This window comes from Streptomyces sp. NBC_01474 (assembly GCF_035918215.1).
Lineage (GTDB): Bacteria > Actinomycetota > Actinomycetes > Streptomycetales > Streptomycetaceae > Streptomyces > Streptomyces aureus.
Genome location: NZ_CP109449.1, coordinates 8,130,818 through 8,153,185 on the forward strand (window position 1 = coordinate 8,130,818; position 22,368 = coordinate 8,153,185).

Below are 22,368 nucleotides of genomic sequence, written 5' to 3' on the forward strand. Positions count from 1 at the left end.
TGACCGGTCATGCCGTTCCCCGCGCCCCGGACGGGCGCGGGGACACGGGCCGTACGCGATTCCATGCCGTTCCTGCCGTCCGTGCCCTTTCGCGCCGAACTCAACGAAATCCAGGGGCAGTTGCTGCCGCCACCGATCAGGGCGTGCGCTCGCCAAGGGTGAACTCTCCCCGCGTACCGATCTGTTCCTCGGGCTGACCGAAGGCGTCATTCTCGTGCACCGCCGCGATCCCGAACGCTCCGTACCGGTCGCCGCCCCGGTCCTCGCCGCGACGACCGGGGGCGCGGCCCCGCGCATCGCGAGCCTCTGACCTCACACACGTCACGTGCCGAGGGCCCAACAGCCCTTCCATGAGGGGGATTTCGCACAGGCGGACGTGATCACTCCATGTGTACGATCCGCCGCCGAGCGTGCAAATGGAGTCGAGTGTATTCCTCCCGTCCGGCCATTTCAGGTGCTTGCGGAATATGACACAGCGGTGATTCCACGGGACTAAGCTCGCCCGCAGCGCACTGGGTTGGCACATATTCGTGCGTTTGTTCCCAATCTTGTAGATGGTTCGAGTTCATCCCCCCCACGTGCACGTCAGCACGTCCCCGTAACCACACATTTCCCCGATCCGACCGTTCAGAGGGCATACATGGTGAGTGTTCAATCGCCTCCCGGTGGCCGAGAAATCCCCTACACACGCGTGCTGTTGCTGCCCGCCGTGGCCATGGCCGCGGCGACCGGAGCCGCCGTCGCGGTGGTGGCGCAACCCGCGCGGCTCGCCGTCGCCCTGTGCGGCGGCCTCGCCACGCTTCTGCTGATCCTGGTGGCCGCCGAGGCCGTACGCCGCGGCCGCACGATCAAGTGGGAGCGGGCCCAGTCCGCCCGCCACGTCGAGCACCTGGAACGCAGCCTCGCCGCCCGTGACGACGAGGCCCAGTGGATGGCCCGGTATCTGCTGCCCGAGTCCCTGTACCGGCTGCGCTCCGGCGACACGGCCTCGGAAGCCGTCAAGGTCGTCGTCGAGAGCGACCCCGCACACTCTCAACTCCCTCACGCTCAGCGCAGGTTGATGGCCGAGGTGCTCGACCTCATCGACCGCGAGGAGAACATGCGCGACGCCGCGCAGCGCGCCTTCGTCTCCATCGCGCGCCGCGTCCAGTCCATCGTGCACAAGCAGAACGCCGAACTGCGCGAGATGGAGGAGGACCACGGCCGCAACCCCGAGGTCTTCGACGACCTCCTGCGCATCGACCACGGCACGGCGCTGATCGGTCGGCTCGCCGACTCCATCACCGTCCTCGGCGGCGCCCGCCCCGGCCGCCAGTGGCCCCGGCCGGTGCCGCTCTACAGCGTGCTGCGCGGCGCCATGTCGCGCATCCTCGAATACCCGCGCATCGAGCTGCACTCGATCGCCAAGGTCGCCATCCGCGGCATCTCCGTCGAGCCGCTCATCCACGCGCTCGCCGAACTCATGGACAACGCGACGCGCTACTCGCCGCCGCAGACCAAGGTGCACGTCACCGCGGTCGAGGTGCAGACCGGCATCGCCATCGAGATCGAGGACGGCGGCGTCAGCCTCAGCGAGGAGGCCCGCGGCCGCGCCGAGGAGATGCTCGCCCGCGCCAAGGCCGGTATCGACCTCAACGACCTCGGCGAGAACCCCCGCCTCGGCATGGCCGTCGTCGGCCGGCTCTCGCAGATGTACGACATGCAGGTCGCACTGCGCCAGTCCGCGTACGGCGGTGTCCGTGCCGTCCTCATCGTGCCGCGGATCATGGTGACGAGCGACGCCGCGCCCGGTCTCGCCCACGGCATCGGCGCCTCTGGTGTGCCTCGCGTCAACAACGACGGCGAGCCCATCGTGGAGGAGCCCCGCAAGAAGAAGCTGCGCCGCCCCACCACGGGTCCCCGCCCCTCCGCACCGCTGGTGGCCGCCATGGAGGACGACGTTCCTGTCGTCACCGAGTGGCGCGCCAACGGCCTGCCGCAGCGCCGCAGGAAGGTCGACACGAAGGTCATCGACCAGCAGATCATCGTGACGCCCAGAGCGCCCGAGAACGGCAGCGGGGCGGCGCCCCGCGCGGACCAGCCCCCGCAGTGGACGCCCATCCCGGTGCCGGCCTCGGAGGCCGAACCCGAGAAGCCGGACCAGCCCGAACCGGGCCTGTGGGTCGAGGCGTTCATGAACGGGCTCAAGGGTGACGGGCAGGGCGACGCGTCGGGCGAGCCCACCGGGACCAATCAGCAGGTCGACGAGGGAGACCGTCAGTGATCCAGCAAAGGGCCAACTTCGACTGGATGCTCAAGGAGCTCGCCGACGGCGTGCCCCAGACCCGGCAGGTCGTGGTGCTCTCCGCGGACGGCCTGCGCATCGCCCGCTACGGCGGCGACCCCGACGCCGCCGACCGCATCGCCGCCGCCTGCGCCGGACTCCAGAGCCTCGCCACCGCGGTGGCCAGCGAGATCCCCGACAGCGACGGCCGGATGAGCATGGTCATCATCGAGGTCAGCGGAGGGTTCTTCTACCTCATGGCCGCGGGCAAGGGCGCGTACCTCGCGGTCCTCGCCGACGCCCACGTGGACGCCGGGCTCATCAGCAACCGCATGCGCGACCTCGTCGTACGCATCGGCGCACACCTGACCAGTCCGCCCCGGCGCAACGGGCAGACCGTATGACGCACCCCCCGCAACCCTCCCGGGCGGAGCCGCCGCAGCGCGAGCGCCGCGGGCCGGACGGCAAGGGCGCCAACCCCGAACGCCTTTACACCATCACGGGCGGCAGCGAGGGGGCCGAGCGCGCGCCGCTCGACCTGGTCACCCTGATCATCGCGCGCGCCGACCCCCCGCCCGCGGCGCCGCCCGAGCAGGCAGCCCTGTTACGGCTGTGCAAGTCACCCCTGTCCACGGCCGAGATCTCGGCCTACCTCAGTCTGCCGTTCAGCGTGGTCACCGTGCTGCTCGGCGAACTCCTCGCGGCTGAACTGGTTCAGGCGCGCGCGCCCGTCATCCGCGGCGCCGTCGCCGACCGTTCCCTCCTCGAAGCGGTGATGCATGGACTTCAAAAGCTCTGACACGCTCCGGGACGGACCCCACATTCCGGGGCCCCGGAGCGAGGACCACCTGCCCGACACGGTCTCGGCCGCCGTGAAGGTCGTCATCGTCGGCGGATTCGGCGTGGGCAAGACCACGATGGTGGGATCCGTCAGCGAGATCAGGCCGCTCACCACCGAAGAGACCATGACCCAGGCGGGCATCGGAGTCGACGACAACTACGGCTCCGAGACGAAGACCGCCACCACGGTCGCCATGGACTTCGGACGCATCAGCATCACGGACGAGCTCGTGCTCTACCTCTTCGGCACCCCGGGCCAGGAGCGCTTCTGGTTTCTCTGGAACGGCCTGTTCGAGGGCGCACTCGGCGCCGTCGTGCTCATCGACACCCGACGCCTCGAAGTCAGCTTCGACGTGATCGGGCGCCTGGAGGAGCGCGGCGTGCCCTTCGTCATCGCCAACAATGCCTTCCCCGACGGCCCGCGCTACCCCGCCGACGAACTGCGCCAGGCCCTGGACCTCGACCCGGACGTCCCGATCCTCGAGTGCGACGCCCGGCGCCGGGCCTCCAGCCGGGACGTCCTGATGACGCTGATGCGCTATCTGCACGAACTGGCGCTCGCGCGGGTCTGACCCGGCCGGTGCCGGCCCCTGCTTCAACACAGCCGTTTCCACACAGCCTTTCCACACCACCGGAGCGATCACCGTGACGACTCCCTCCCACTCACACGCCGGCACGGACGAGGCCGCGCTCAGTCCGCCGCCCGGCTGCCCGGCCCACGCCCTGGGCCCCGGCGGCCTGCGCCGGCTCTACGGTCCCGAGGCGGACGACGACATCGCGGCCGTGTACGAGAAGCTGCGTGCCGAACACGGCCCCGTCGCCCCGGTCCTGATCCACGACGACGTGCCGATGTGGGCGGTCCTCGGGCACAGCGAGAACCTGCACATGGTGCGTTCGACCTCCCAGTTCAACCGCGACGCGCGCCACTGGAACGCCGTCCTCGACGGCAGCGTCACCCCCACCAACCCCCTCGCGCCCGTCTTCAGCTGGCAGCCCATCTGCAGCTTCGCCGAGGGCGCCGACCACCAGCGGCTGCGCGGCGCGGTCACCGGGGCGATCGGCACCATCGAGGCCCGGGGCCTGCGGCGCTTCATCAACCGCGCCTCGAACGAGTTGGTCAACAAGATCTGCGAGATCGGCGAGGCGGACGTCGTCAGCCAGTTCGCCGAGCATCTGCCGATGATGGTGATGTGCCGGATCTTCGGCATGCCCGAGGAGTACAACGAGCGGATGGTGCAGGCCGCCCGCGACATGATCAAGGGCACCGAGACCGCCATCGCCAGCAACGAATACATCATGGGCGTCCTCACCAGGCTGACCGCCCGCCGCCGGGCCCACCCCGAGGCCGACTTCACCAGTCACCTCATCGCCCAGCCCGCCGCCCTCGACGACGACGAGGTCGCCCAGCACCTGCGCCTCGTCCTGATCGCAGCGTACGAGGCCACGGCCAACCTCATCGCGAACGTGCTGCGCGTGGTCCTCACCGACCCCCGCTTCCGCGCCCGGCTCAACGGCGGCCAGATGACCGTGCCCGAGGCGGTCGAGCAGTCCCTGTGGGACGAGCCGCCGTTCAGCGCCATGGTCGGTTACTTCGCCAAGGAGGACACCGAGCTCGGCGGCCGGCACATCCGCCGGGGCGACGGCCTGATCTTCGGCATCGCGCCCGGCAACGTCGACCCCGTCGTGCGCCCCGACCTGACCGCCAACATGCAGGGCAACCGCTCGCACCTCGCCTTCGGCGGCGGACCGCACGAGTGCCCCGGACAGGACATCGGCCGTGCCATCGCCGACATCGGCGTCGACGCGCTCCTGATGCGCCTTCCCGACGTCGAACTCTCGGTGCACGAGCACGAGTTGCGCTGGCGCTCCTCGATCCTCTCGCAGCACCTGGTGGAGCTGCCGGTGAAGTTCGAGCCGCGCCCGCCGCAGGACGTCGTCGCCAAGCCCGGCATCCGGACGGTCCCGGAGCCGCGCGACGAATGGCAGGTGTCGACGCACGCCCCGCCGGCCCCGCAGCCGGCCCCCGTTCCGGCCGCGGCCCCGGGGCCGCAGCAGCCGCCCGCCGTGTTCCCGGAGCCCGCCGCACCGCCGCGGGGCGCCTGGCGGCGCTTCCTGCGCTGGTGGCGCGGTTACTGACCGGGCCGCACCCAGGCGTTACGAGGGGTGCGCGGGCGCGGTCGGCCCGTCGCTCGCCCACTCCTCGTACGCCGACCAGGCCTCGAGCATCCGCCCGCTCTCGAAGCGGTGCTCCCGGCCCGTCACGGGATCCCTGAACTCCAGGGTCCGGGCGAGGAGTTGGAGCGGGCGGCGGAAGTCGTCCGACGCCACCTCGTCGGCGATCACCGGATAGATCGGGTCGCCGAGGATCGGCAGGCCGAGCGCGTTCATGTGGACCCGTAGCTGGTGGGTGCGGCCGGTGTGGGGGAGCAGCCGGTAGCGGCCGAGGCCGCCGCGCTGCCCGACGAGCTCGATCCGGCTCTCCGCATTCGGCTCCGCGCCCGGCACTTCGCGCGCGGCAAGCACCCCGCGCTCCTTCTCGATCCGGCTGCGCACGGTCCTCGGCAGGGCGATTCCCGGGTCGTGGGCGGCCACCGCCTCGTACTCCTTGCGTACGAGCTTGTCGCCGAACAGCGTCTGGTACGCGCCGCGTTCCTCGGACCGGACGACGAACAGGACGAGGCCCGCGGTGAGCCGGTCGAGCCGGTGAGCCGGCCCGAGCGCGGGCAGGTCCAGCTCGCGCCGCAGACGCGCCAGCGCGGTCTCGGTGACATGGCTGCCGCGCGGCGTCGTCGCCAGGAAATGCGGCTTGTCGGCGACGACGATGTGCTCGTCCCGGTACACGATCGCGATGGGGAACGGCACCGGCACCTCGGGCGTCAGGTCGCGGTGGAACCACACCCAGGCACCCGGCGCGTACGGTGCGTCCGCCGTCACCGCGGCCCCGTCCGCGCCCACGATCCGCCCCTCGCGCAGCATCGCGTCGATCACCGCGGGCCCGGCCGCGAGCCGCTCCACGAGATGCTCGCGCACCGTGCTCCAGGCGCCGTCGAGCGGCAGCATGACCCGGAACGCGTCGATGCCGTCGCGCTGCGGCAGCGGGGAGGGCGGAATGCGCCGCTTACGTCTCATCGAGGCCCAGCCTACGGGCGGCCGCCGGTCCCCAGGAACCACGGACGGAGGCGGGCCACCGGGGGCAGGATGGGGCCCATGCCGATCACGATTCCGCAGGTCCTGGCCACCGGCACGCTCGCCCGCGGCCCCCAGCCCACCATCGAGGCCGAGGGCGGCCTCGTCCTGAGGCCCTGGCGGGACGACGACGTGCCCGCCGTGTACGCGGCGTTCCGTGACCCGACGATCCAGCACTGGCACGCACGGGTCGCGGAGTCCGAGGACGAGGCGCGCGGCTGGATGAAGGAGTGGCGGGACGCCTGGGACGCCGAGCAGAGGGCCAGTTGGGCCCTCGTCGCGGCGGACACCGGCGAGGTGGTGGGCCGCACGGCGCTGCGCTCCCTCTCCCTGCACGAGGGGCTGGCCGAGGTCGCGTACTGGGTCCTGCCCGCGGCGAGGGGCGCCGGTATCGCCCCGCGCGCCGTCGCCGCGCTGTCCCGCTGGGCGCTCGACGAGATCGGCTTCCACCGCCTCGAACTCCAGCACGCCGTCGGCAACATGGCGTCCTGCCGGGTCGCCCTGAAATCGGGGTTCGCCCTGGAGGGCACGAAGCGCAGCGCGCTCCTGCACGCGGACGGCTGGCACGACTGCCACCTCCACGCGCGCGTGCAAGGGGATCGCCGTCCGGAGGCGTGACGCGGCCACGACCCGAACCTGCCGCGGCCGCTCCCGCCGGATCCCCGCGCCGAAGTCCGCACCTCTTGCGCACCCGCCTCATTCGCGATACATCGTGTATTGACCTCGATGCTCTATCGCGATATGTTCGGCTACGGATATTCGGATACGGGGTGTCGGGTGCGAGGGTGAGGTGAGGTCCGTGGCCACGAAGCGGCGCAAGCTGGGCAATCCGCTGGCCCTCGCGGTGATGGTGCTGCTCATGGAGAAGCCCATGCACCCGTATGAGATCGCGCAGACCCTGCGCCGGCGTGGCAAGGACACCACGACGAAGATCAACTACGGCTCGCTCTACACGGTCGTCCAGAACCTGGAGAAGCACGGCTTCGTCGAGGTGGCGGACGTGCAGCGGCAGGGGAACCGGCCGGAGCGCACGCTCTACGGGATCACCGACGACGGCCGGGAGGAAGCGCTCGAGTGGCTCTCCGACCTGCTCGCCGTGCCCGCGCGTGAGTACCCGATCTTCGAGACGGCGCTCTCCCTCATGGGGGTCATACACCCCGACGAGGTGACGCGACTGCTGGAGGAGCGGCTCGCCTCGCTCGAGGTCCAGGCGGCGAGCACGCGTGGCGGACTCATGAAGCTGTACGAGACGCTGCCGCGGATCTTCCTCGTGGAGACCGAGTACCAGCTGCACATGGTCGAGGCGCAGGCCGAGTGGCTCCGGGGCTTCCTGCGGGAGGTCAAGGAGGGCACGCTCGACGGCGTCGAACAGTGGCGGACGTTCCAGGAGACCGGTGAGATCCCGCCGGAATTCGCCGAGTTGGAGGAAACCCGCCTCGACCGGTGATCCGCCCGCAAGCCGTGATCCACCCGCAAGCCGGTGGCCCGCTCGTGAACCGGTGACCCACCCGGAAACCGGTGGGGCTCAACCGTAGGAAGAGAAAGAGAGACCCGGAGAGAAGCAAGCCGAGAGACAAACAGACCCCGGCAGGACTGTTGCAGCAGTCCCGCCAGGGTCTCGAACCCCGGACCGACCCACCGTGCGGCGAGCCAGGCGATCGAGGTGCGGCACACCCAGGATAGCCCGGCGCTCTTCACGTGGATCGGCCGTCGTCCGCTCACACCCGCGAGCGGATCCACCGTCGTCCGCTCACACAGGAGAGCCGTCGTCATGAGCACCCGTGCGCCCGCAGTGCAGGCGCGTCAACTCGTCAAGACCTATCCCGGCGATGTCACCGCGCTCAGCGGCCTGGACATCACCGTGGAACCCGGCACCGTCTTCGGCCTGCTCGGCCCGAACGGCGCAGGGAAGTCCACCACCGTCAAGATCCTCACCACCCTTGCCCGCCCCGACTCCGGGACGGCCACCGTCGCGGGCCACGACGTGCTGCGGCACCCCGACCGCGTGCGCCGCGCCATCGGTGTCGTCGCCCAGAAGTCCGGTGCCGACCCCGTCGCCACCGGCCGCGAGAACCTCCAGCTCCAGGGCAGGCTCTACGGCCTGCGCGGAGCCGACCTGAACCGGCGCGTCACCGAACTCCTCGACCGTTTCCGCCTCTCCGACGCCGCCGGACGCCAGGTCAAGGGCTACTCGGGCGGCATGCAACGCCGCCTCGACGTGGCGCTCGGCCTCGTCCACCGGCCCGAGGTGCTCTTCCTCGACGAGCCCACCACCGGCCTCGACCCGGAGGCCCGCACCGCGATGTGGGACGAGATCACGCGCCTCGCCGGCGACGAGGGCCTGTCCATCCTGCTCACCACGCACTACCTCGAAGAGGCCGACCGGCTCGCCGAGCGCATCGCCGTCGTCGACCGCGGCCATGTCGTCGTCGAGGGCACCCCCGACGGCCTCAAGGGTGAACTGCGCGGGGACGCCGTCCACTTGGAGCTGCGCGCCCCCGTCCAGGACGCGGGCCGCACGCTGCTGGAGAGCGCGCTCGCCGCGCTGCCCGGTGTGCGCGAGACCCAGTTCGACGGCCGGCGCGTCAGTGTCCGCGCCGACGACGGGGCCGCCGCCGTGCCCGCGCTGCTCGGCGCGCTGGAGCGGGCGGGCGTAGCGGTCACCGCCGCCACCGTGGCCCGCCCCTCACTCGACGACGTCTATCTCCGCTACGCCGGCCGCCGCTACTCCGAGGCGCAGGCCGCCACCGGGGACGAGTCCGCCGCCGGCGCCCTCGCCCCCGCCGGAGGTGCCCGATGAGTACCGCGATCCCGCAGACCTGGTACATGACGCAGCGTCAGCTCATGGTGTTCCTGCGCCAGCCCGCGTATCTGCTGATCACCCTGATCCAGCCGGTGGTCTGGCTGTTCCTGTTCGGCAATCTGTTCAAGAAGGTCGTCGAGCTGGGCGGGTTCGGGACCACGACCTATCTCGACTACCTCATCCCCGGCGTCGTCGTGATGAGCGCGCTCAGCTCCAACATGTGGGCGGGCATGGCGACGCTCGACGAGATCCAGCGCGGCACGCTCAACCGGTTCCTCACCACACCGGTGAGCCGTGGGGCCCTGATGAACGGCAATGTGGTGAGCAACGGTCTGGTCACCGCGCTCCAGTCCGTCGTCATCGTGCTGCTCGGCCTCCTCGGCGGGGCCGAACTGCCGGGCGGGGCGGGCGGAGTGCTGATCCTCGTCGTCGCCGCGGTGCTCCTCGGTACGGTGTTCGGCGCGCTGTCGAACGCGCTGGGCATGCTGGTCAGGGAGCGGGAGTCGATCATCGGGATCAACACGTTCCTGCTGCTCCCGCTGACCTTCCTGTCCTCCGCGTTCATGGCGCCGTCGCAGATGCCGTCGTGGATGCGGCACATGGCCGACTTCAACCCGCTCAACTGGGCGATGGTCGCGGGCCGTTCGGCGATGTCCGACCACCCGGACTGGAGTGACGTGCTGACCCGCGGCGGGGCACTCCTCGTGCTGGCCGTCGCGGCGGTGTGGCTGTCGACCCGCACCTTCCGCTCGTACCAGCGGTCCGTCTGAGCACGGCGCCCCAGGGGAGGCGCCCCGTCTGAGGGGGCGCCCCAGGGGGGGGCGGGAGATGGCCCTACGCCGTCTCCTGCTCCGCCTCCACCTGCGCGTTCCACGCCCGCTTCGAGGCCTGCCAGCCGTCCTCGTTGTGGCCGAGGCGCCAGTACCCGGAGATCGAGAGGTCCTCGCGCGGGATCTCCCGCTCGGTGCGCAGATGGCGGCGCAGTTCCTTCACGAAGCCCGCCTCGCCGTGCACGAAGGCCTGCACCCGGCCGGCCGGGAACGCGAGCCCGCGTACGGCTTCCACGAGGGCCTCGCCCACCGGCCGGTCGCCGCGGTGCAGCCAGACGACCTGCGCGGCGGAGTCGATCTTCTGCTCCTCGGCGGCGTCGGAGACCTCCACGAAGGCGTGGGTGACGGCGCCCTCGGGCAGCGCCTCCAGGGCGGCGGCGATCGCGGGCAGGGCGCTCTCGTCACCGGCGAGCAGATACCAGTCGGCAGTCGAGTCCGGGGCGTAGGCGCCGCCGGGACCGGACAGATGCACGCTCGCGCCCGGCTGTACGTCCCGCGCCCAAGGGCCGGCGATGCCCTCGTCGCCGTGCACCACGAAGTCGAGCGTCAGTTCCCGCACCACGGGGTCCCAGGCGCGCACGGTGTACGTACGCGTCACAGGCCACTGCTCGCGCGGCAGCTCCTCGCGGATCCGGCCGAGGTCGAACGGCTCGGGGTAGGTGACGCCGTCGAGAGGGAACTGCAGCTTCACGTAGTGGTCGGTGCAGCCGCCCGCGGTGAACGCGGCGAGGCCGTCCCCGCCGAGGACCACGCGCTGCATGTGCGGGGTGAGCCGCTCGGTGCGCAGGACCTCGCCCCGGTGTGCCGTCGGCTTCCTGCGTTCCGGACGTTCCGCCATGGCGGCCTCCCCTGAAGATCACTGGCTACTTAGGTTTACCTAAGTTAACACTCAGCGCTCCAGGGTGGTGAGCAGCCGCTGCAAAGAACCGCCCAAGCCCCAGCGCTCCGCGAGCTTGTCGAGGGCCGCGGGATCGCGCGCTTCGCGCGGCAGCACCGTGTCCACGTCCGGCAGGGGCACGTCCCGTGCGACCCGTACGACCGTCGGCGCGACGGCGATGTACGGGCGCGACTCGTCCAGGCGCTTGCGCTGCGAGGGGGTCAGCTTCGACTTCGGGTCGTCGACGGCGGCCATGACCCCGGCCAGGTCCCCGAACTGCGCGAGCAACTTCGCGGCCGTCTTCTCGCCGATGCCGGGCACGCCCGGCAGGCCGTCGCTCGGGTCGCCGCGCAGGAGAGCCAGATCCACGTAACCGGAGCCGTCGACGCCGTACTTCTCGCGCAGCAGTTCCTCGTCGGTGACCTGGAGGGTGCCGACGCCCTTGAGGGGGTACAGGACGCGGCGCCCACGCACGTCGTCGACGAGCTGGAAGAGGTCACGGTCGCCGGTGACGATGTCGACCGGACCGGTGGCCCGCCCGGTGAACGTGCCGATGACGTCGTCCGCCTCGTACCCCTCGACGCCCACGCGCGCGATGCCCACCGCGTCGAGCACGTCCTCGATGATCGGGACCTGGGGGGAGAGGGTGTCGGGGATCTCCTCTGTGTAGGAACCGTCCTGCCCGGTCTCGGTCTCCTGCGCGACGCGATGCGCCTTGTACGAGGGGATCAGGTCGACCCGCCACTGGGGGCGCCAGTCCGCGTCCATGCAGGCCACCAGCGAGTCGGGGTGGTGGTCGTGCACGAGCCGGGTGATGAATTCGAGCAGGCCGCGCACCGCGTTGACCGGCGTCCCGTCCGGGGCCTTCACGGAGTCGGGGACCCCGAAGTAGGCCCGGAAGTACAGGGACGCGGTGTCGAGCAGCATCAGGCGATCGGTTCGCTGGGTCACGTCCCACATCCTGCCGCACGGCACCGACAGTCACTGCCTCGCGAGGATGTGGCAGATCCGGTTCCGGAAGTGAACGAGATGTGAACTGGAACACTCTTCCGTTTGATCTGCATAAGTGAGGGCAGGCGCGCCCCCGGAGCGAACCCGGTCCCTCATTCAACCAATGGATGTGTTTCCGGCCTGCGAGCGGACCTCGCATCGCTCCACGGCCCGCCGGCGGGGGAGGCGGGCCGTCATGGTTCTACCCGAGAGGTGTATGTGTCCACGCTGCAAGCCGAAGACCTGTACAAGGTGTTCGGCAGACGACCCGATGAAGCGGTGGAGAAACTCCGCCACGGAGCAGACCGTGAGGAACTGCGCGCCGGCGGCACCACCGCTGCCGTGATCGACGCTTCCTTCACCGTCGAGCCGGGCCAGATCTTCGTCGTGATGGGTCTGTCGGGCTCCGGCAAGTCCACGCTTCTGCGCATGCTGAACGGACTGCTCGAGCCCACCGCCGGGCACGTCCGCTTCGATGGCCAGGATCTGACCGCGCTCAGCCCCCGCGAGCTGCGGGCCGTGCGCTCCAAGAAGATCAGCATGGTCTTCCAGCACTTCGCGCTCTTCCCCCACCGCAGCGTGCTCGAGAACGCCGCGTACGGCCTCGAGGTCCAGGGCGTCCCGCGCAAGGAGCGCGAGCAGCGCGCCGTCGAGGCGCTGCGCCTGGCCGGTCTCGCCGGCTGGGAGAAGTCCTGGCCCGACGAGCTCTCCGGCGGTATGCAGCAGCGCGTAGGCCTGGCCCGCGCACTCGCCACCGACGCGGACCTGCTCCTCATGGACGAGTCGTTCAGCGCGCTCGACCCGCTGATCCGCCGCGACATGCAGGACCAGCTCCTCGAACTGCAGAAGACCCTGAAGAAGACCATCGTCTTCATCACCCATGACCTGAACGAGGCCATGCGTCTGGGCGACCGCATCGCCGTCATGCGCGACGGCCGCATCGTCCAGATCGGCAGCGCCGAGGACATCCTCGTCACGCCGGCCAACGACTACGTCGCCTCGTTCATCCAGGACGTGGACCGCTCCCGCGTGCTGACCGCGGGCGCCATCATGACCGCCCCCGAGAAGGGGTACGACCCGGCCGACGCGCCCGCGACGGTCACCGAGGACACCCCGGTGATCGAGCTGTTCACGCCGTGCTCCAAGGACGGCGTCGCCGTCGCGGTGACCGACGAGAGCGGCAAGCTCACAGGCGTCGTGACGCGGGAACGGCTCCTCGCCGTGCTCGGTGAGCCGATGAAGCCCACCGAGCAGACCTCCATGACGAAGACTCCGAAGGACGCCGTCCCCACGCCGCGTGGCGAGGGCGACGAGCCGGTGAAGAAGGTGAGCGCCGGTGCCTAGGATTCCCTTCGGTGACTGGGTCAACGACGTCGTCGAGTGGCTGCTCAGCAACGCCGCGTGGCTCTTCGACTTCTTCAAGAACGTCTTCAACGGTGCCTACGACGGCATCAACTGGGTCCTCCAGGCCCCGCAGCCGCTGATCCTCGCGGGCATCTTCGCGGTGGTCGCCTTCTGGCTGCGCGGCACGGTGGCCGGTGTCCTGACCTTCGTGGGATTCGCCTTCATCGACTCCCTCGAACTGTGGGACCACGCGATGATGACGCTGTCGCTCGTCCTCGTGGCGACGATCATCGCGCTGGTCATCTCGGTACCGGTCGGCATCTGGGCGGCCCGCTCCAACCGGGTCAGCGCGGTCGTGCGCCCGGTCCTGGACTTCATGCAGACGCTGCCCGCGATGATCTACCTCATCCCGGCCATCCTGTTCTTCGGCTCGGGCGCCCCCGCGGGCATCGTCGCGACCCTGATCTTCGCCCTGGCCCCCGGCGTCCGCATGACGGAGCTGGGCATCCGGCAGGTCGACAAGGAACTGGTCGAGGCCGCCGACGCGTTCGGTGACACCCCGCGCAACACGCTGTTCCGCGTCCAGCTGCCGCTCGCGCTCCCGTCGATCATGGCCGGTGTCAACCAGGTCATCATGCTGGGCCTGTCCATGGCCGCCATCGCGGGCATGGTCGGCTCCGAGGGCCTCGGCGCCGACGTGAACGAGGCCATCGGCCAGCTGAACATCGGTCTCGGCTCCGAGTCCGGCGTCGCCATCGTGATCCTCGCGATCTACCTGGACCGCATGACCGGCGCGCTCGGCACCCAGTCGTCCCCGATGGGCCGCCGCGCGCTCGCCAAGGTGCGCGCCGCGCACGGTCTGACGGTCTGGAACTATCGTCCGCAGGCCGCGGTCGCGGTCGTCGGTGTCGTCATCCTCGCGCTCGTCGCGGGCGGCATGGGCATCTTCGGCGGTTCGAAGAACGAGACGCCGATGGCCGACGCGTCGAACGTCGGCCAGGGCAAGAAGATCTCCATCGGCTACATCCCGTGGGACGAGGGCGTCGCCTCCACCTTCCTGTGGAAGGAGATCCTCGAGCAGCGTGGATTCGACGTGCAGGTCAAGCAGCTCGAAGCCGGGCCGCTGTACACGTCGCTGGCCTCCGGCCAGATCGACTTCGAGACCGACTCCTGGCTGCCGACCACACACGCCCAGTACTGGAAGAAGTACGGCAAGCAGCTCGACGACATGGGTTCCTGGTACGGCCCGACGTCGCTCGAGCTGTCCGTGCCCGCGTACATGAAGGGCATCGACTCGCTCGAGGACCTCAAGGGCAAGAGCGGCACGTTCGACGGCAAGATCACCGGCATCGAGTCCAGCGCCGGAATGATGGGGATCCTCAAGGACAAGGTCCTCAAGGAGTACGGCCTCGACAAGGAGTACAAGGTCGTCGACAGCTCCACGCCGGCGATGCTGGCGCAGCTGAAGCGCGCGTACGCCAAGAAGCAGCCGATCGTCACGACGCTCTGGTCGCCGCACTGGGCGTACAGCGACTACAAGCTGAAGAAGCTCAAGGACCCGAAGGGTGCCTGGGGCAAGGGTGACGGCGTGCACACGCTGTCCCGCAAGGGCTTCGCCGCGGACAACCCCGAGGTCGGCAAGTGGCTCAAGGACTTCAAGCTGACCGAGAAGCAGCTCACGAGTCTTGAGGCCGAGATCAACAAGGCCGGCAAGGGCAAGCAGCAGGACGCCGTCAAGACCTGGCTGAAGTCCAACCCCGGCGTCGTCGACAAGCTGGCCCCGGTCAAGAAGTCGTCGACGGCCGGCGGCAAGGGTGAGGCCGCCCGTCCGGTGAACGTCGCCTGGTTCCCCTGGGACGAGGACGTCGCGGTCACCTATCTGTGGAAGCGGGTCCTCGGCGACCGCGGCTACAAGCTCAACCTGAAGCAGATGGACGTCGGCCCCGTCTACACGGGTCTCGGCTCCGGCGACCTGGACGTCAACTTCGACGCCTGGCTGCCCTATGCCCAGAAGAACTACTGGGACAAGCACAAGGACAACCTGACGGACCTGGGCTCCTGGTACAGCCCGACGTCGCTCGAGGTCGCCGTGCCGTCCTACGTGAAGGGCGTCAAGTCCCTCGAGGACCTCAAGGGCAAGGGCTCCACCTTCGACGGCAAGATCATCGGTATCGAGCCGGGCACCGGCGAGATGAACCTGCTGAAGAAGAACGTCCTGCCGGGCTACGGCCTGGACAAGGAGTACAAGGTCGTCGACGGCTCCACGCCCGCGATGCTCGCCGAGCTGAAGCGCGCGTACGCCAAGAAGCAGCCGGTCGCCGTCGTGCTCTGGTCGCCGCACTGGGCGTACAGCGAGTACAAGCTCAACAAGCTGACCGACTCCAAGAAGCTCTTCGGTGAGGGCAACACGATCCGCACCATCGCCAACAAGAGCTTCCCCTCGAAGTACCCGCAGCTCACGAAGTGGTTCAAGAACTTCAAGATGAGCGAGAGCGAGCTGGGCAGCCTCGAGGCGGAGATCAAGAAGCACGGTCAGGGCCATGAGGAAGAGGCCGTGGACGCGTGGCTGAAGACGCACAAGGGCGTCGCGGACCGGATGGCTCCGCAGTAGTTCCCGAGTACGTTCCGAAGCAGTTCCAAGCGCGTGGGCGGCCGGTGTTCAGCACCGGCCGCCCACGCGCGTTCCGCCGCTCACATGAAACCGTCCGGCGAACCTGCGTAGGGTGCAAGGAGCCGAGCAGATGACGACGCGCGGGAGGCAGCCGGAGCGATGGACGAACACAAGGAGACTCTTCGGGTGGGCGCGGCCGTGCGGCGCAGGCGCCGGGCCCAGGAGCTCACCCTTGCCACCGTGGCCGAGCGCAGCGGCCTGTCCGTCCCGTTCCTGAGCCAGGTCGAGAACGAACGCGCCCGGCCGAGCCGGCGATCCCTGGAGAAGGTGGCCGACGCGCTCGGCACCACGGCGGTCGAGCTCCTGGCCGCCGCCGACCCCGCACACACCGTGGACCTGGTGCGCGCGGACGACACCACGGTCGCCGAGGACGCGTCCCCCGAATCGGTCGTGCGCTCCCTCGTCCGCGGCCATCACCAGCTCCACGCCGAGGAGTTCATCGGCGACCACGACCCGCGTCGCGAGTTCCAGCTCCGCAACGACGTGCTGATGTACGTCACCGAAGGCGCCGTCGAGGTCGAGGCCGAGGGCAGGGCCTACCGGCTGGGTCGCGGTGACAGCCTGTACCTGACCGGTGGCGTACGGCACCGCTGGCGGGCCACCGCCGCGGACGCGCGCGTGCTCGTCGTCGCGGTCGCCGAACACATCGAGGCACGGGACGAACCCGGGCGGTGACCGTGTCCCGCGGCCCGCGTGTCGTCTCCCTCGTCCCCTCGCTGACCGAGGCGGTCGCCGTCACGCTGCCCGGAGCCCTGGTCGGTGCCACGGACTGGTGCACACACCCGGTGGACCTCGGCAGCGGTCTCGTACGGATCGGCGGCACGAAGAACCCCGACGTCGAACGGGTCGTCGCCCTCGCCCCCGATCTGGTGATCGCGAACGAGGAGGAGAACCGCGCGCCCGACCTCGCGGCTCTGCGCGCCGCGGGACTCGACGTCCTCGTCACCGAGATCCGCGATCTGCCGGGCGCGCTGCGTGAGCTGGAGCGGGTCCTCAGGGCCTGCGGCTCTCCCCGCCGGCCCCGCTGGCTGGACGAGGCCGCGGCGGCCTGGGACGGACTGGAGCCCCCCACCCGGCGGCTGCGGGCGGCGGTGCCGGTGTGGCGGCGCCCCTGGATGGTGCTGGGCAGGGACACCTTCGCCGGTGACGTGCTCGCCCGGCTCGGCGTGGACAACGTGTACGCGGACCACGGCGAGCGCTACCCGCGCCTGGCGGCCGACGAACTGCGCTCGGCGGACATCGACCTGGTGGTGCTGCCCGACGAGCCGTACCGCTTCACGCGCGACGACGGGCCTGAGCAGTTCCCGGTGCCCGCCGCGCTCGTCAGCGGGCGTCATCTCACGTGGTACGGGCCGTCGTTGACGCAGGCGCCGGCTGTGCTGCGCGCGGCGCTGCGAGCAGCTCTCCGCTGATCAGGCCGCGGACCGTGGGCACGGCGGCGAAGGCCCAGGCGGCGACGAGTACGGCGTACAGGACGACCGCGAGCGCGTCGTACGCCGCGAGCCCGGTGTGCTTGGCGAGGCCCTCCGCGCCGGTGACACAGGTGCCGATGGGGAAGGTGAACGCCCACCACGTCATCGAGAACCGCATGCCGCGGCGGCGGGCCCGCACCACGAGCGCCGCCGCGAGCGCCAGCCACAGCAGTGCGAACCCCATCACGGGGACTCCGAACAGGACGGCGAAGACGCCGTACCCCTGGTCGTAGGGGGCCGGCAGGACGCCGGGCGCGGTGTCCGCGAACTTGTTGACGGCGGTCGTCGACTGGCCGAGGGGGCCGAGCACGAGGAACAGCGCGGGCGTGAGCATCAGCGGCAGCGGTCCCGCCGTCACCAGGCGCGCGAAGATCACCGGAAGCATCACCGCGGTGGCGATCAGACTGAGCCCGAACATGGCGACACAGGCGAGGAGCATCGTCTGCTGCCACTGGCCCGACGGGAGATGCGGCACCAGGAGCGGGCCGACGGCCGCGGACACCATGGGCGCCACGACGGGGAGCAGCCAGACGGGGGACGCCTGACCCGGCTCGATCCGGTGTTTGGCCACCATCAGGTACGGGACGGCCACCGCCGCGACGAGCCCGGTCACCGTCCCCGCCGTGAACAGCACCGTGTCCAGGGCCACGGCCGCCTGCGTCCCGATCCAGTCCTGGCCGACGAGCATCGTGCCGCCGCCGACAGCGAGCAATGCCATCGCGAGGCAGCCGTAGAAGGGGGCCACGGCCGGGTCGAGGAGATGTTCCTTTGCGCGGTCGCTGTGGTGTGTCCAGTGCAGGGCGCGGGCCGTGAGGAGGACGAGGAGCGCCACGAGGGACAGTGCCCACATCACGGTGCACAGGGCCCGCAGGCCCGGAACGTGTACGGGGAGCGCGGCGCCCGCGTTCGCGATGATCGCCGTACCCATCACGGACGCGTACCAGTTGGGACCGAGCCGCCGGACGGCGGGACATCGAAGGGACGGGATGCGGGCCGCTGTCAGCGGCTGGGCGGCGGTGACCATGAGTCCACGATCGCGCCGGGCCGATCCCCCCACCAGGGACCATGCCTCTATGAGGGCATAAGCTGGATTTATGAGTGGCGATACGGCGGGTGCGGCGGACGGTTCCACGACGGGGGCAGGGCTCGCCCACCGGGTCCCGGACCTCGGCGCGCTGGAACTCCTGCTCGCCGTGGCGCGGCTCGGCAGTCTGGGCCGCGCAGCCCGCGAGACGGGCATCACGCAGCCCGCCGCCAGTAGCCGCATCCGCTCCATGGAACGCCAGCTCGGGGTGGCCCTGGTCGACCGGTCGCCGCGCGGCTCACGGCTCACCGACGCGGGCGCGCTCGTCACGGACTGGGCGCGGCGGATCGTCGAGGCGGCGGCCGCCTTCGACGCCGGGGCACAGGCGCTGCGCGACCGCCGTGACTCGCGCCTGCGGGTCGCCGCGAGCATGACGATCGCCGAGTACCTGCTGCCGAACTGGCTGCTCGCGCTGCGCGCGGAGCGCCCCGACACGGCGGTGTCGCTCCACGCGGGCAACTCGGCGGCGGTCGCGGAGCGCCTCCTGTCCGGCGACGCGGACCTCGGCTTCGTCGAGGGCCTCGCGGTGCCCGCGGGCCTGGACGCCACGGTCATCGCCCACGACCGGCTCATCGTGGTCACCGCCCCCGGACACCCGTGGGCCCGGCGCAGGAAGCCGCTGGCGGCCGACGAGCTGGCGGCGACCCCGCTCATCCTGCGCGAGCGCGGCTCGGGCACCCGGCAGGTCCTCGACGCCGCGCTCGGCGGCCTGGCGCGCCCCCTCATCGAGCTGTCGTCGACGACCGCGGTGAAGGCGGCGGCGGTGAGCGGGGCGGGCCCCTCCGTCCTGAGCGAGCTAGCCGTCGGCGAAGAGCTCGCCGCCCGCAGGCTCGTCGAGATCCCGCTCGAAGGCGTACGGCTGCGCAGGGACCTGCGCGCGGTCTGGCCGACCGGGCACCGGCCGGTGGGGCCGGCCAGGGAGCTGCTCGCTCTCACGCGCGGGCCGGCCTGAGCGTCGCCCGTGACGTCAGGAGCCGCCCCGCGCCGCCGCGCGGATCAGGCCGCCCATGACGCGTGCGTCCTCGCCCATCTCGGGGTGCCACTGCACGCCGAGTACCCAGGTGAGGCCCTGGAGTTCAACCGCCTCGACCGTGCCGTCCGCCGCGTGGGCCGACGCGACCAGACCCCGGCCGAGCCGGTCGACCGCCTGATGGTGGTAGGTCGGCACGTCCGACTCGTCGGGCACCAGCTCGCCGTACCGCGTCCCGGGCACGGGCGTCACCGCGTGCGTCCCGAAGACGCCGATGTCCTTGACGTGCCCCTCGATGTGCTGGGTGAGCGTGCCGCCGAGGGCCACGTTCAGGAGCTGCATGCCCCGGCAGATGCCGAGCAGCGGCTTGCCGGACGCCAACGCGGCGCGGATCAGGGCGAGTTCCCACGCGTCCCGCTCGACCGCGGGCGGCCCGGTGCGGTCCTCGCGCTCGGCGCCGTACCGGCCCGGTTCCACGTCGGGACCGCCCGCGACGACGAGCCCGTCGAGCCGGGCGACCACCGAGGGCGCGTACGCGGGGTCGTCCGGCGGCACCATCGCGGCGAGGCCGCCCGCGGACTGCACGAGCCGCGGGTACCCGGCGGGCAGCAGTGCGGCGGGCAACTCCCACACGCCCCAGCTCGCCTTCGCCTCCAAGTAGGTGCTGACCCCGATCAGCGGCCTGCCCATCATGTGCCCGTGCTCCCTCGCCATGGTCAGTCCCGTTCCAGTTCGGCCTCTGCCGCCGCGAGCGCCGCGAACTCCTCCTCGGGGGCCCGCGCCACCAGATGCCTGCGGCTGTAGGCCCCGAAGTACCCGATCGCCACCGCGTACACCCCGAGCGCGATCAGCGCCGCCGTCACGTCCACCAGGAAGGTGGCGACCAGCGCCGCGCACGCGAGGACCAGTGCCACGGAGGACGTGAGCACGCCGCCCGGAGTGCGGTACGGCCGCTCGAGGCCCGGTTCCCGGCGCCGCAGCACGATGTGCGACAGGGACATCAGAGCGTACGAGATCGTCGCGCCGAACACCGCGACGTTCAGCATGCGGGCACCGTCCCCCGTCGATGCCGCCAGCGCGAAGCCGATCGCGCCCGGCACGAGCAGGCCGAGGTAGGGCGCCTTGCGCCGGCTGGTGAGCGACAGGAAGCGGGGCAGGTAGCCCGCGCGGGAGAGCGCGAAGAGCTGGCGCGAGCCCGCGTAGATGAGGGAGAAGAACGACGCGACCAGGCCCGCGAGCCCCGCGTAGTTCACGATGCGGCTCAGCGCGGTCGCCCTGCCGCCGGGCTGGAGTGCCTCCACGAGCGGGTTCCCCGCCCCCTGGATCGCGGCCGAGCCGCGCGCCCCCGACGAGGCGAGGAACGTCAGGACGGCGAGCACCACGAGGATCGCCATGGACCAGCGGATGGCGCGGGGCAGCGTGCGCGCCGGATCCTTGGTCTCCTCGGCCGCGAGCGGCACGCCCTCCACGCCCAGGAAGAACCACATGCCGAACGGGAACGCCGCCCAGATCCCCAACAGGCCCATGGGGAGCCAGGAGTTGGCGCCGAACGCGCCCGTGTCCACGGGGATGTCGTTGAGCTTCGACGCGTCGAAGTCGGTGAACGCGGCTACCGCGAAGACGAGCAGCGCCGCGACCGCGATGCCGGTGACGACGAAGCTGAAGCGCAGCGCCTCTCCCACGCCCCACAGGTGGATGCCGATGAAGACGAGGAAGCAGGCCAGGTAGACCGGCCGGCCGGAGGTCAGGCCGAACAGGCCGAGCGACTCGACGTAGTCGCCGATGAAGATGGAGATGGCGGCCGGCGCGAGGACGTACTCGATGAGGATCGCCGTGCCGGTGAGGAAGCCGCCCCAGGGGCCGAGGGCCCGGCGGGCGAAGCCGTAGCCGCCGCCCGCGGTGGGCAGCACCGAGGACAGCTCGGCCAGCGAGAACACCATGCACGCGTACATGACGCCCATCAGGGCCATCGCGATCCCGAGGCCGCCGAAGCCGCCCTGCGCCAGGCCGAAGTTCCAGCCCGAGTAGTCGCCGGAGACGACGTACGCGACGCCGAGCCCGGTCAGGAGCAGCCAGCCCGCGCTGCCGCGGCGCAGCGTTCTGCGTTCCAGATAGTCGTCCCCCGTATCACCGGTGGGGCGGGTGTTCTGGGTGTCCAAGGTCATGGCGCGGGCTCCCCGTCGTACGGTGGATGCTCAATGGAGTGGATCCATACCTTTGCGGGGAGCGTGCGTAGAAATCAAGACCCCTGCGTTACGCGCCGGTTGATCGCGGGCTCAGGTCAGGAAGCCCCGCAGGAGAGCGGCCGTGCCGGCGCAGTGCTCGCGCATCATCTCCCGCGCCCCGTCCGCGTCCCCGTCGAGCACCGCCTCCACCAGGGCCGTGTGCTGGCGCTGTGAATGCTCCAGGTTCCGTACCAACAGCGGGATGCAGTCGAGGAGGTCGTTCACCGTCGCGCGCACCGCCGCGTACTGGGCCGTGAGTGTGGGGGAGCCACACAGTTCGGCGAGCGTCAGATGCAGCAGCGTGTCGAGCCGGCGGTAGTCGGCGAGGGGCGCGTCATGGGTGCGCGCGAGGGCTTCGCGCAGCCGCCCGGCCTGTTCGTCCGTGAGGCCGTGAGCGGCGCACAGGCCGGCCGCGCCGACCTCCAGTACCTCCCGGAAGCGCAGCGCGTCCTCGACGTCCACGTCCTCGAGGCGGCGGCGCAGCTCGTCCTCGCCCGGCGCGTCCGTGCGCGCCACCACGAACGTGCCGCCGTAGCGCCCGCGCCGCGACTCGACCAGGCCCTGGTCCTGGAGCACCTTCAGGACCTCCCTCAGTGTCACCCTGCTGATGCCGAGCCGGTCCGCCAACTCCCGCTCGGAGGGCAGGCGTTCACCCCCCGGCACCAGGCCGAGCCGGACGACCTGGAGGATCTGCTCCAGGGCCTCCTCGAATCCGTTGCCCGCCCGCACGGGCCGCAGTACCGGCGTGAGCCGGTCGTCGCCATCCGTGTGCGACATATGGCCGTACCCCCTTCCCAAGCAATGGTTCTCCGC

21 protein-coding genes are annotated in these 22,368 nt (G+C 70.8%); 14 read left to right on the top strand and 7 right to left on the bottom strand.

Features of this window, described 5'->3' with window-relative positions:
- Positions 1 to 640: 640 nt before the first annotated feature.
- The 5 genes from OG758_RS37080 to OG758_RS37100 all read left to right on the top strand — a co-directional run bounded on the left by OG758_RS37080 (position 641) and on the right by OG758_RS37100 (position 5,239).
- Positions 641 to 2,263, top strand: a complete 1,623-nt coding sequence (locus OG758_RS37080; protein WP_326713889.1) for a sensor histidine kinase — start codon at positions 641 to 643, stop codon at positions 2,261 to 2,263.
- Positions 2,260 to 2,667 (top strand): roadblock/LC7 domain-containing protein, encoded by a 408-nt coding sequence (locus OG758_RS37085; RefSeq protein WP_100597102.1) that lies wholly within the window; start codon positions 2,260 to 2,262, stop codon positions 2,665 to 2,667. The genes OG758_RS37080 and OG758_RS37085 overlap by 4 nt, the downstream gene beginning before the upstream one ends.
- Positions 2,664 to 3,062 carry a DUF742 domain-containing protein gene (locus OG758_RS37090; RefSeq protein ID WP_266566303.1) on the top strand — a complete coding sequence of 133 codons (399 nt, stop codon included), beginning with the start codon at positions 2,664 to 2,666 and terminating at the stop codon, positions 3,060 to 3,062. Before OG758_RS37085 ends, OG758_RS37090 begins: the two co-directional genes overlap by 4 nt.
- Positions 3,043 to 3,675 carry a GTP-binding protein gene (locus OG758_RS37095; protein WP_326713890.1) on the top strand — a complete coding sequence of 211 codons (633 nt, stop codon included), beginning with the start codon at positions 3,043 to 3,045 and terminating at the stop codon, positions 3,673 to 3,675. The genes OG758_RS37090 and OG758_RS37095 overlap by 20 nt, the downstream gene beginning before the upstream one ends.
- Positions 3,676 to 3,748: 73 nt before the next feature.
- On the top strand, positions 3,749 to 5,239 hold the full coding sequence (locus OG758_RS37100; RefSeq protein ID WP_326713891.1) for a cytochrome P450: 1,491 nt from the start codon (positions 3,749 to 3,751) through the stop codon (positions 5,237 to 5,239).
- A gap of 18 nt (positions 5,240 to 5,257) precedes the next feature.
- Here OG758_RS37100 and OG758_RS37105 read toward each other — a convergent pair whose 3' ends face one another.
- Positions 5,258 to 6,232 carry an RluA family pseudouridine synthase gene (locus OG758_RS37105; RefSeq protein ID WP_326713892.1) on the bottom strand — a complete coding sequence of 325 codons (975 nt, stop codon included), beginning with the start codon at positions 6,230 to 6,232 and terminating at the stop codon, positions 5,258 to 5,260.
- Positions 6,233 to 6,310: 78 nt separating this feature from the next.
- Between OG758_RS37105 and OG758_RS37110 the strand changes: the two genes are divergently transcribed.
- The 4 genes from OG758_RS37110 (at position 6,311) to OG758_RS37125 (ending at position 9,862) form a co-directional block, all read left to right on the top strand.
- The gene (locus OG758_RS37110) at positions 6,311 to 6,907 is read left to right on the top strand and encodes a GNAT family N-acetyltransferase (RefSeq protein WP_326713893.1); all 597 of its coding nucleotides are present in this window, start codon (positions 6,311 to 6,313) and stop codon (positions 6,905 to 6,907) included.
- A gap of 181 nt (positions 6,908 to 7,088) precedes the next feature.
- Positions 7,089 to 7,736, top strand: coding sequence for a PadR family transcriptional regulator (locus OG758_RS37115; protein WP_326713894.1), 648 nt, complete (start codon positions 7,089 to 7,091; stop codon positions 7,734 to 7,736).
- Between the two features lie 324 nt (positions 7,737 to 8,060).
- Entirely contained in the window at positions 8,061 to 9,089 is a 1,029-nt protein-coding gene (locus tag OG758_RS37120) for an ATP-binding cassette domain-containing protein (protein WP_326713895.1), read from the top strand.
- Positions 9,086 to 9,862, top strand: coding sequence for an ABC transporter permease (locus OG758_RS37125; protein ID WP_326713896.1), 777 nt, complete (start codon positions 9,086 to 9,088; stop codon positions 9,860 to 9,862). Before OG758_RS37120 ends, OG758_RS37125 begins: the two co-directional genes overlap by 4 nt.
- Before the next feature lie 64 nt (positions 9,863 to 9,926).
- Here OG758_RS37125 and OG758_RS37130 read toward each other — a convergent pair whose 3' ends face one another.
- On the bottom strand, positions 9,927 to 10,760 hold the full coding sequence (locus OG758_RS37130) for a siderophore-interacting protein (protein WP_326713897.1): 834 nt from the start codon (positions 10,758 to 10,760) through the stop codon (positions 9,927 to 9,929).
- Positions 10,761 to 10,811: 51 nt separating this feature from the next.
- Positions 10,812 to 11,759 carry a 5'-3' exonuclease gene (locus OG758_RS37135; protein WP_326713898.1) on the bottom strand — a complete coding sequence of 316 codons (948 nt, stop codon included), beginning with the start codon at positions 11,757 to 11,759 and terminating at the stop codon, positions 10,812 to 10,814.
- A gap of 249 nt (positions 11,760 to 12,008) precedes the next feature.
- On the opposite strand from OG758_RS37135, the gene OG758_RS37140 reads away from it, so the two are divergent.
- The 4 genes from OG758_RS37140 to OG758_RS37155 all read left to right on the top strand — a co-directional run bounded on the left by OG758_RS37140 (position 12,009) and on the right by OG758_RS37155 (position 17,216).
- On the top strand, positions 12,009 to 13,133 hold the full coding sequence (locus OG758_RS37140) for a quaternary amine ABC transporter ATP-binding protein (protein WP_326713899.1): 1,125 nt from the start codon (positions 12,009 to 12,011) through the stop codon (positions 13,131 to 13,133).
- Complete coding sequence (locus OG758_RS37145) at positions 13,126 to 15,744, top strand: ABC transporter permease/substrate binding protein (RefSeq protein WP_326713900.1); 2,619 nt, start codon at positions 13,126 to 13,128, stop codon at positions 15,742 to 15,744. Before OG758_RS37140 ends, OG758_RS37145 begins: the two co-directional genes overlap by 8 nt.
- A 159-nt stretch (positions 15,745 to 15,903) precedes the next feature.
- Complete coding sequence (locus OG758_RS37150; RefSeq protein ID WP_266566330.1) at positions 15,904 to 16,479, top strand: helix-turn-helix domain-containing protein; 576 nt, start codon at positions 15,904 to 15,906, stop codon at positions 16,477 to 16,479.
- The gene (locus OG758_RS37155) at positions 16,476 to 17,216 is read left to right on the top strand and encodes a helical backbone metal receptor (protein WP_382059918.1); all 741 of its coding nucleotides are present in this window, start codon (positions 16,476 to 16,478) and stop codon (positions 17,214 to 17,216) included. Before OG758_RS37150 ends, OG758_RS37155 begins: the two co-directional genes overlap by 4 nt.
- Here the strand turns inward: OG758_RS37155 and OG758_RS37160 are convergent.
- On the bottom strand, positions 17,143 to 18,300 hold the full coding sequence (locus tag OG758_RS37160) for a TDT family transporter (RefSeq protein ID WP_326713901.1): 1,158 nt from the start codon (positions 18,298 to 18,300) through the stop codon (positions 17,143 to 17,145). The genes OG758_RS37155 and OG758_RS37160 overlap by 74 nt on opposite strands.
- Before the next feature lie 70 nt (positions 18,301 to 18,370).
- On the opposite strand from OG758_RS37160, the gene OG758_RS37165 reads away from it, so the two are divergent.
- Positions 18,371 to 19,312, top strand: coding sequence for a LysR family transcriptional regulator (locus OG758_RS37165; protein WP_326713902.1), 942 nt, complete (start codon positions 18,371 to 18,373; stop codon positions 19,310 to 19,312).
- A gap of 15 nt (positions 19,313 to 19,327) precedes the next feature.
- On the opposite strand, the gene OG758_RS37170 is transcribed toward OG758_RS37165, so the two are convergent.
- The 3 genes from OG758_RS37170 to OG758_RS37180 form a co-directional block, all read right to left on the bottom strand.
- Complete coding sequence (locus OG758_RS37170) at positions 19,328 to 20,020, bottom strand: gamma-glutamyl-gamma-aminobutyrate hydrolase family protein (protein WP_326716163.1); 693 nt, start codon at positions 20,018 to 20,020, stop codon at positions 19,328 to 19,330.
- A gap of 26 nt (positions 20,021 to 20,046) precedes the next feature.
- A complete protein-coding gene (gene eat / locus OG758_RS37175; RefSeq protein WP_326713903.1) occupies positions 20,047 to 21,495 on the bottom strand; it encodes an ethanolamine permease in 1,449 nt (482 codons plus the stop codon).
- A gap of 111 nt (positions 21,496 to 21,606) precedes the next feature.
- Positions 21,607 to 22,332, bottom strand: a complete 726-nt coding sequence (locus OG758_RS37180) for a FadR/GntR family transcriptional regulator (RefSeq protein ID WP_326713904.1) — start codon at positions 22,330 to 22,332, stop codon at positions 21,607 to 21,609.
- Positions 22,333 to 22,368: the final 36 nt, after the last annotated feature.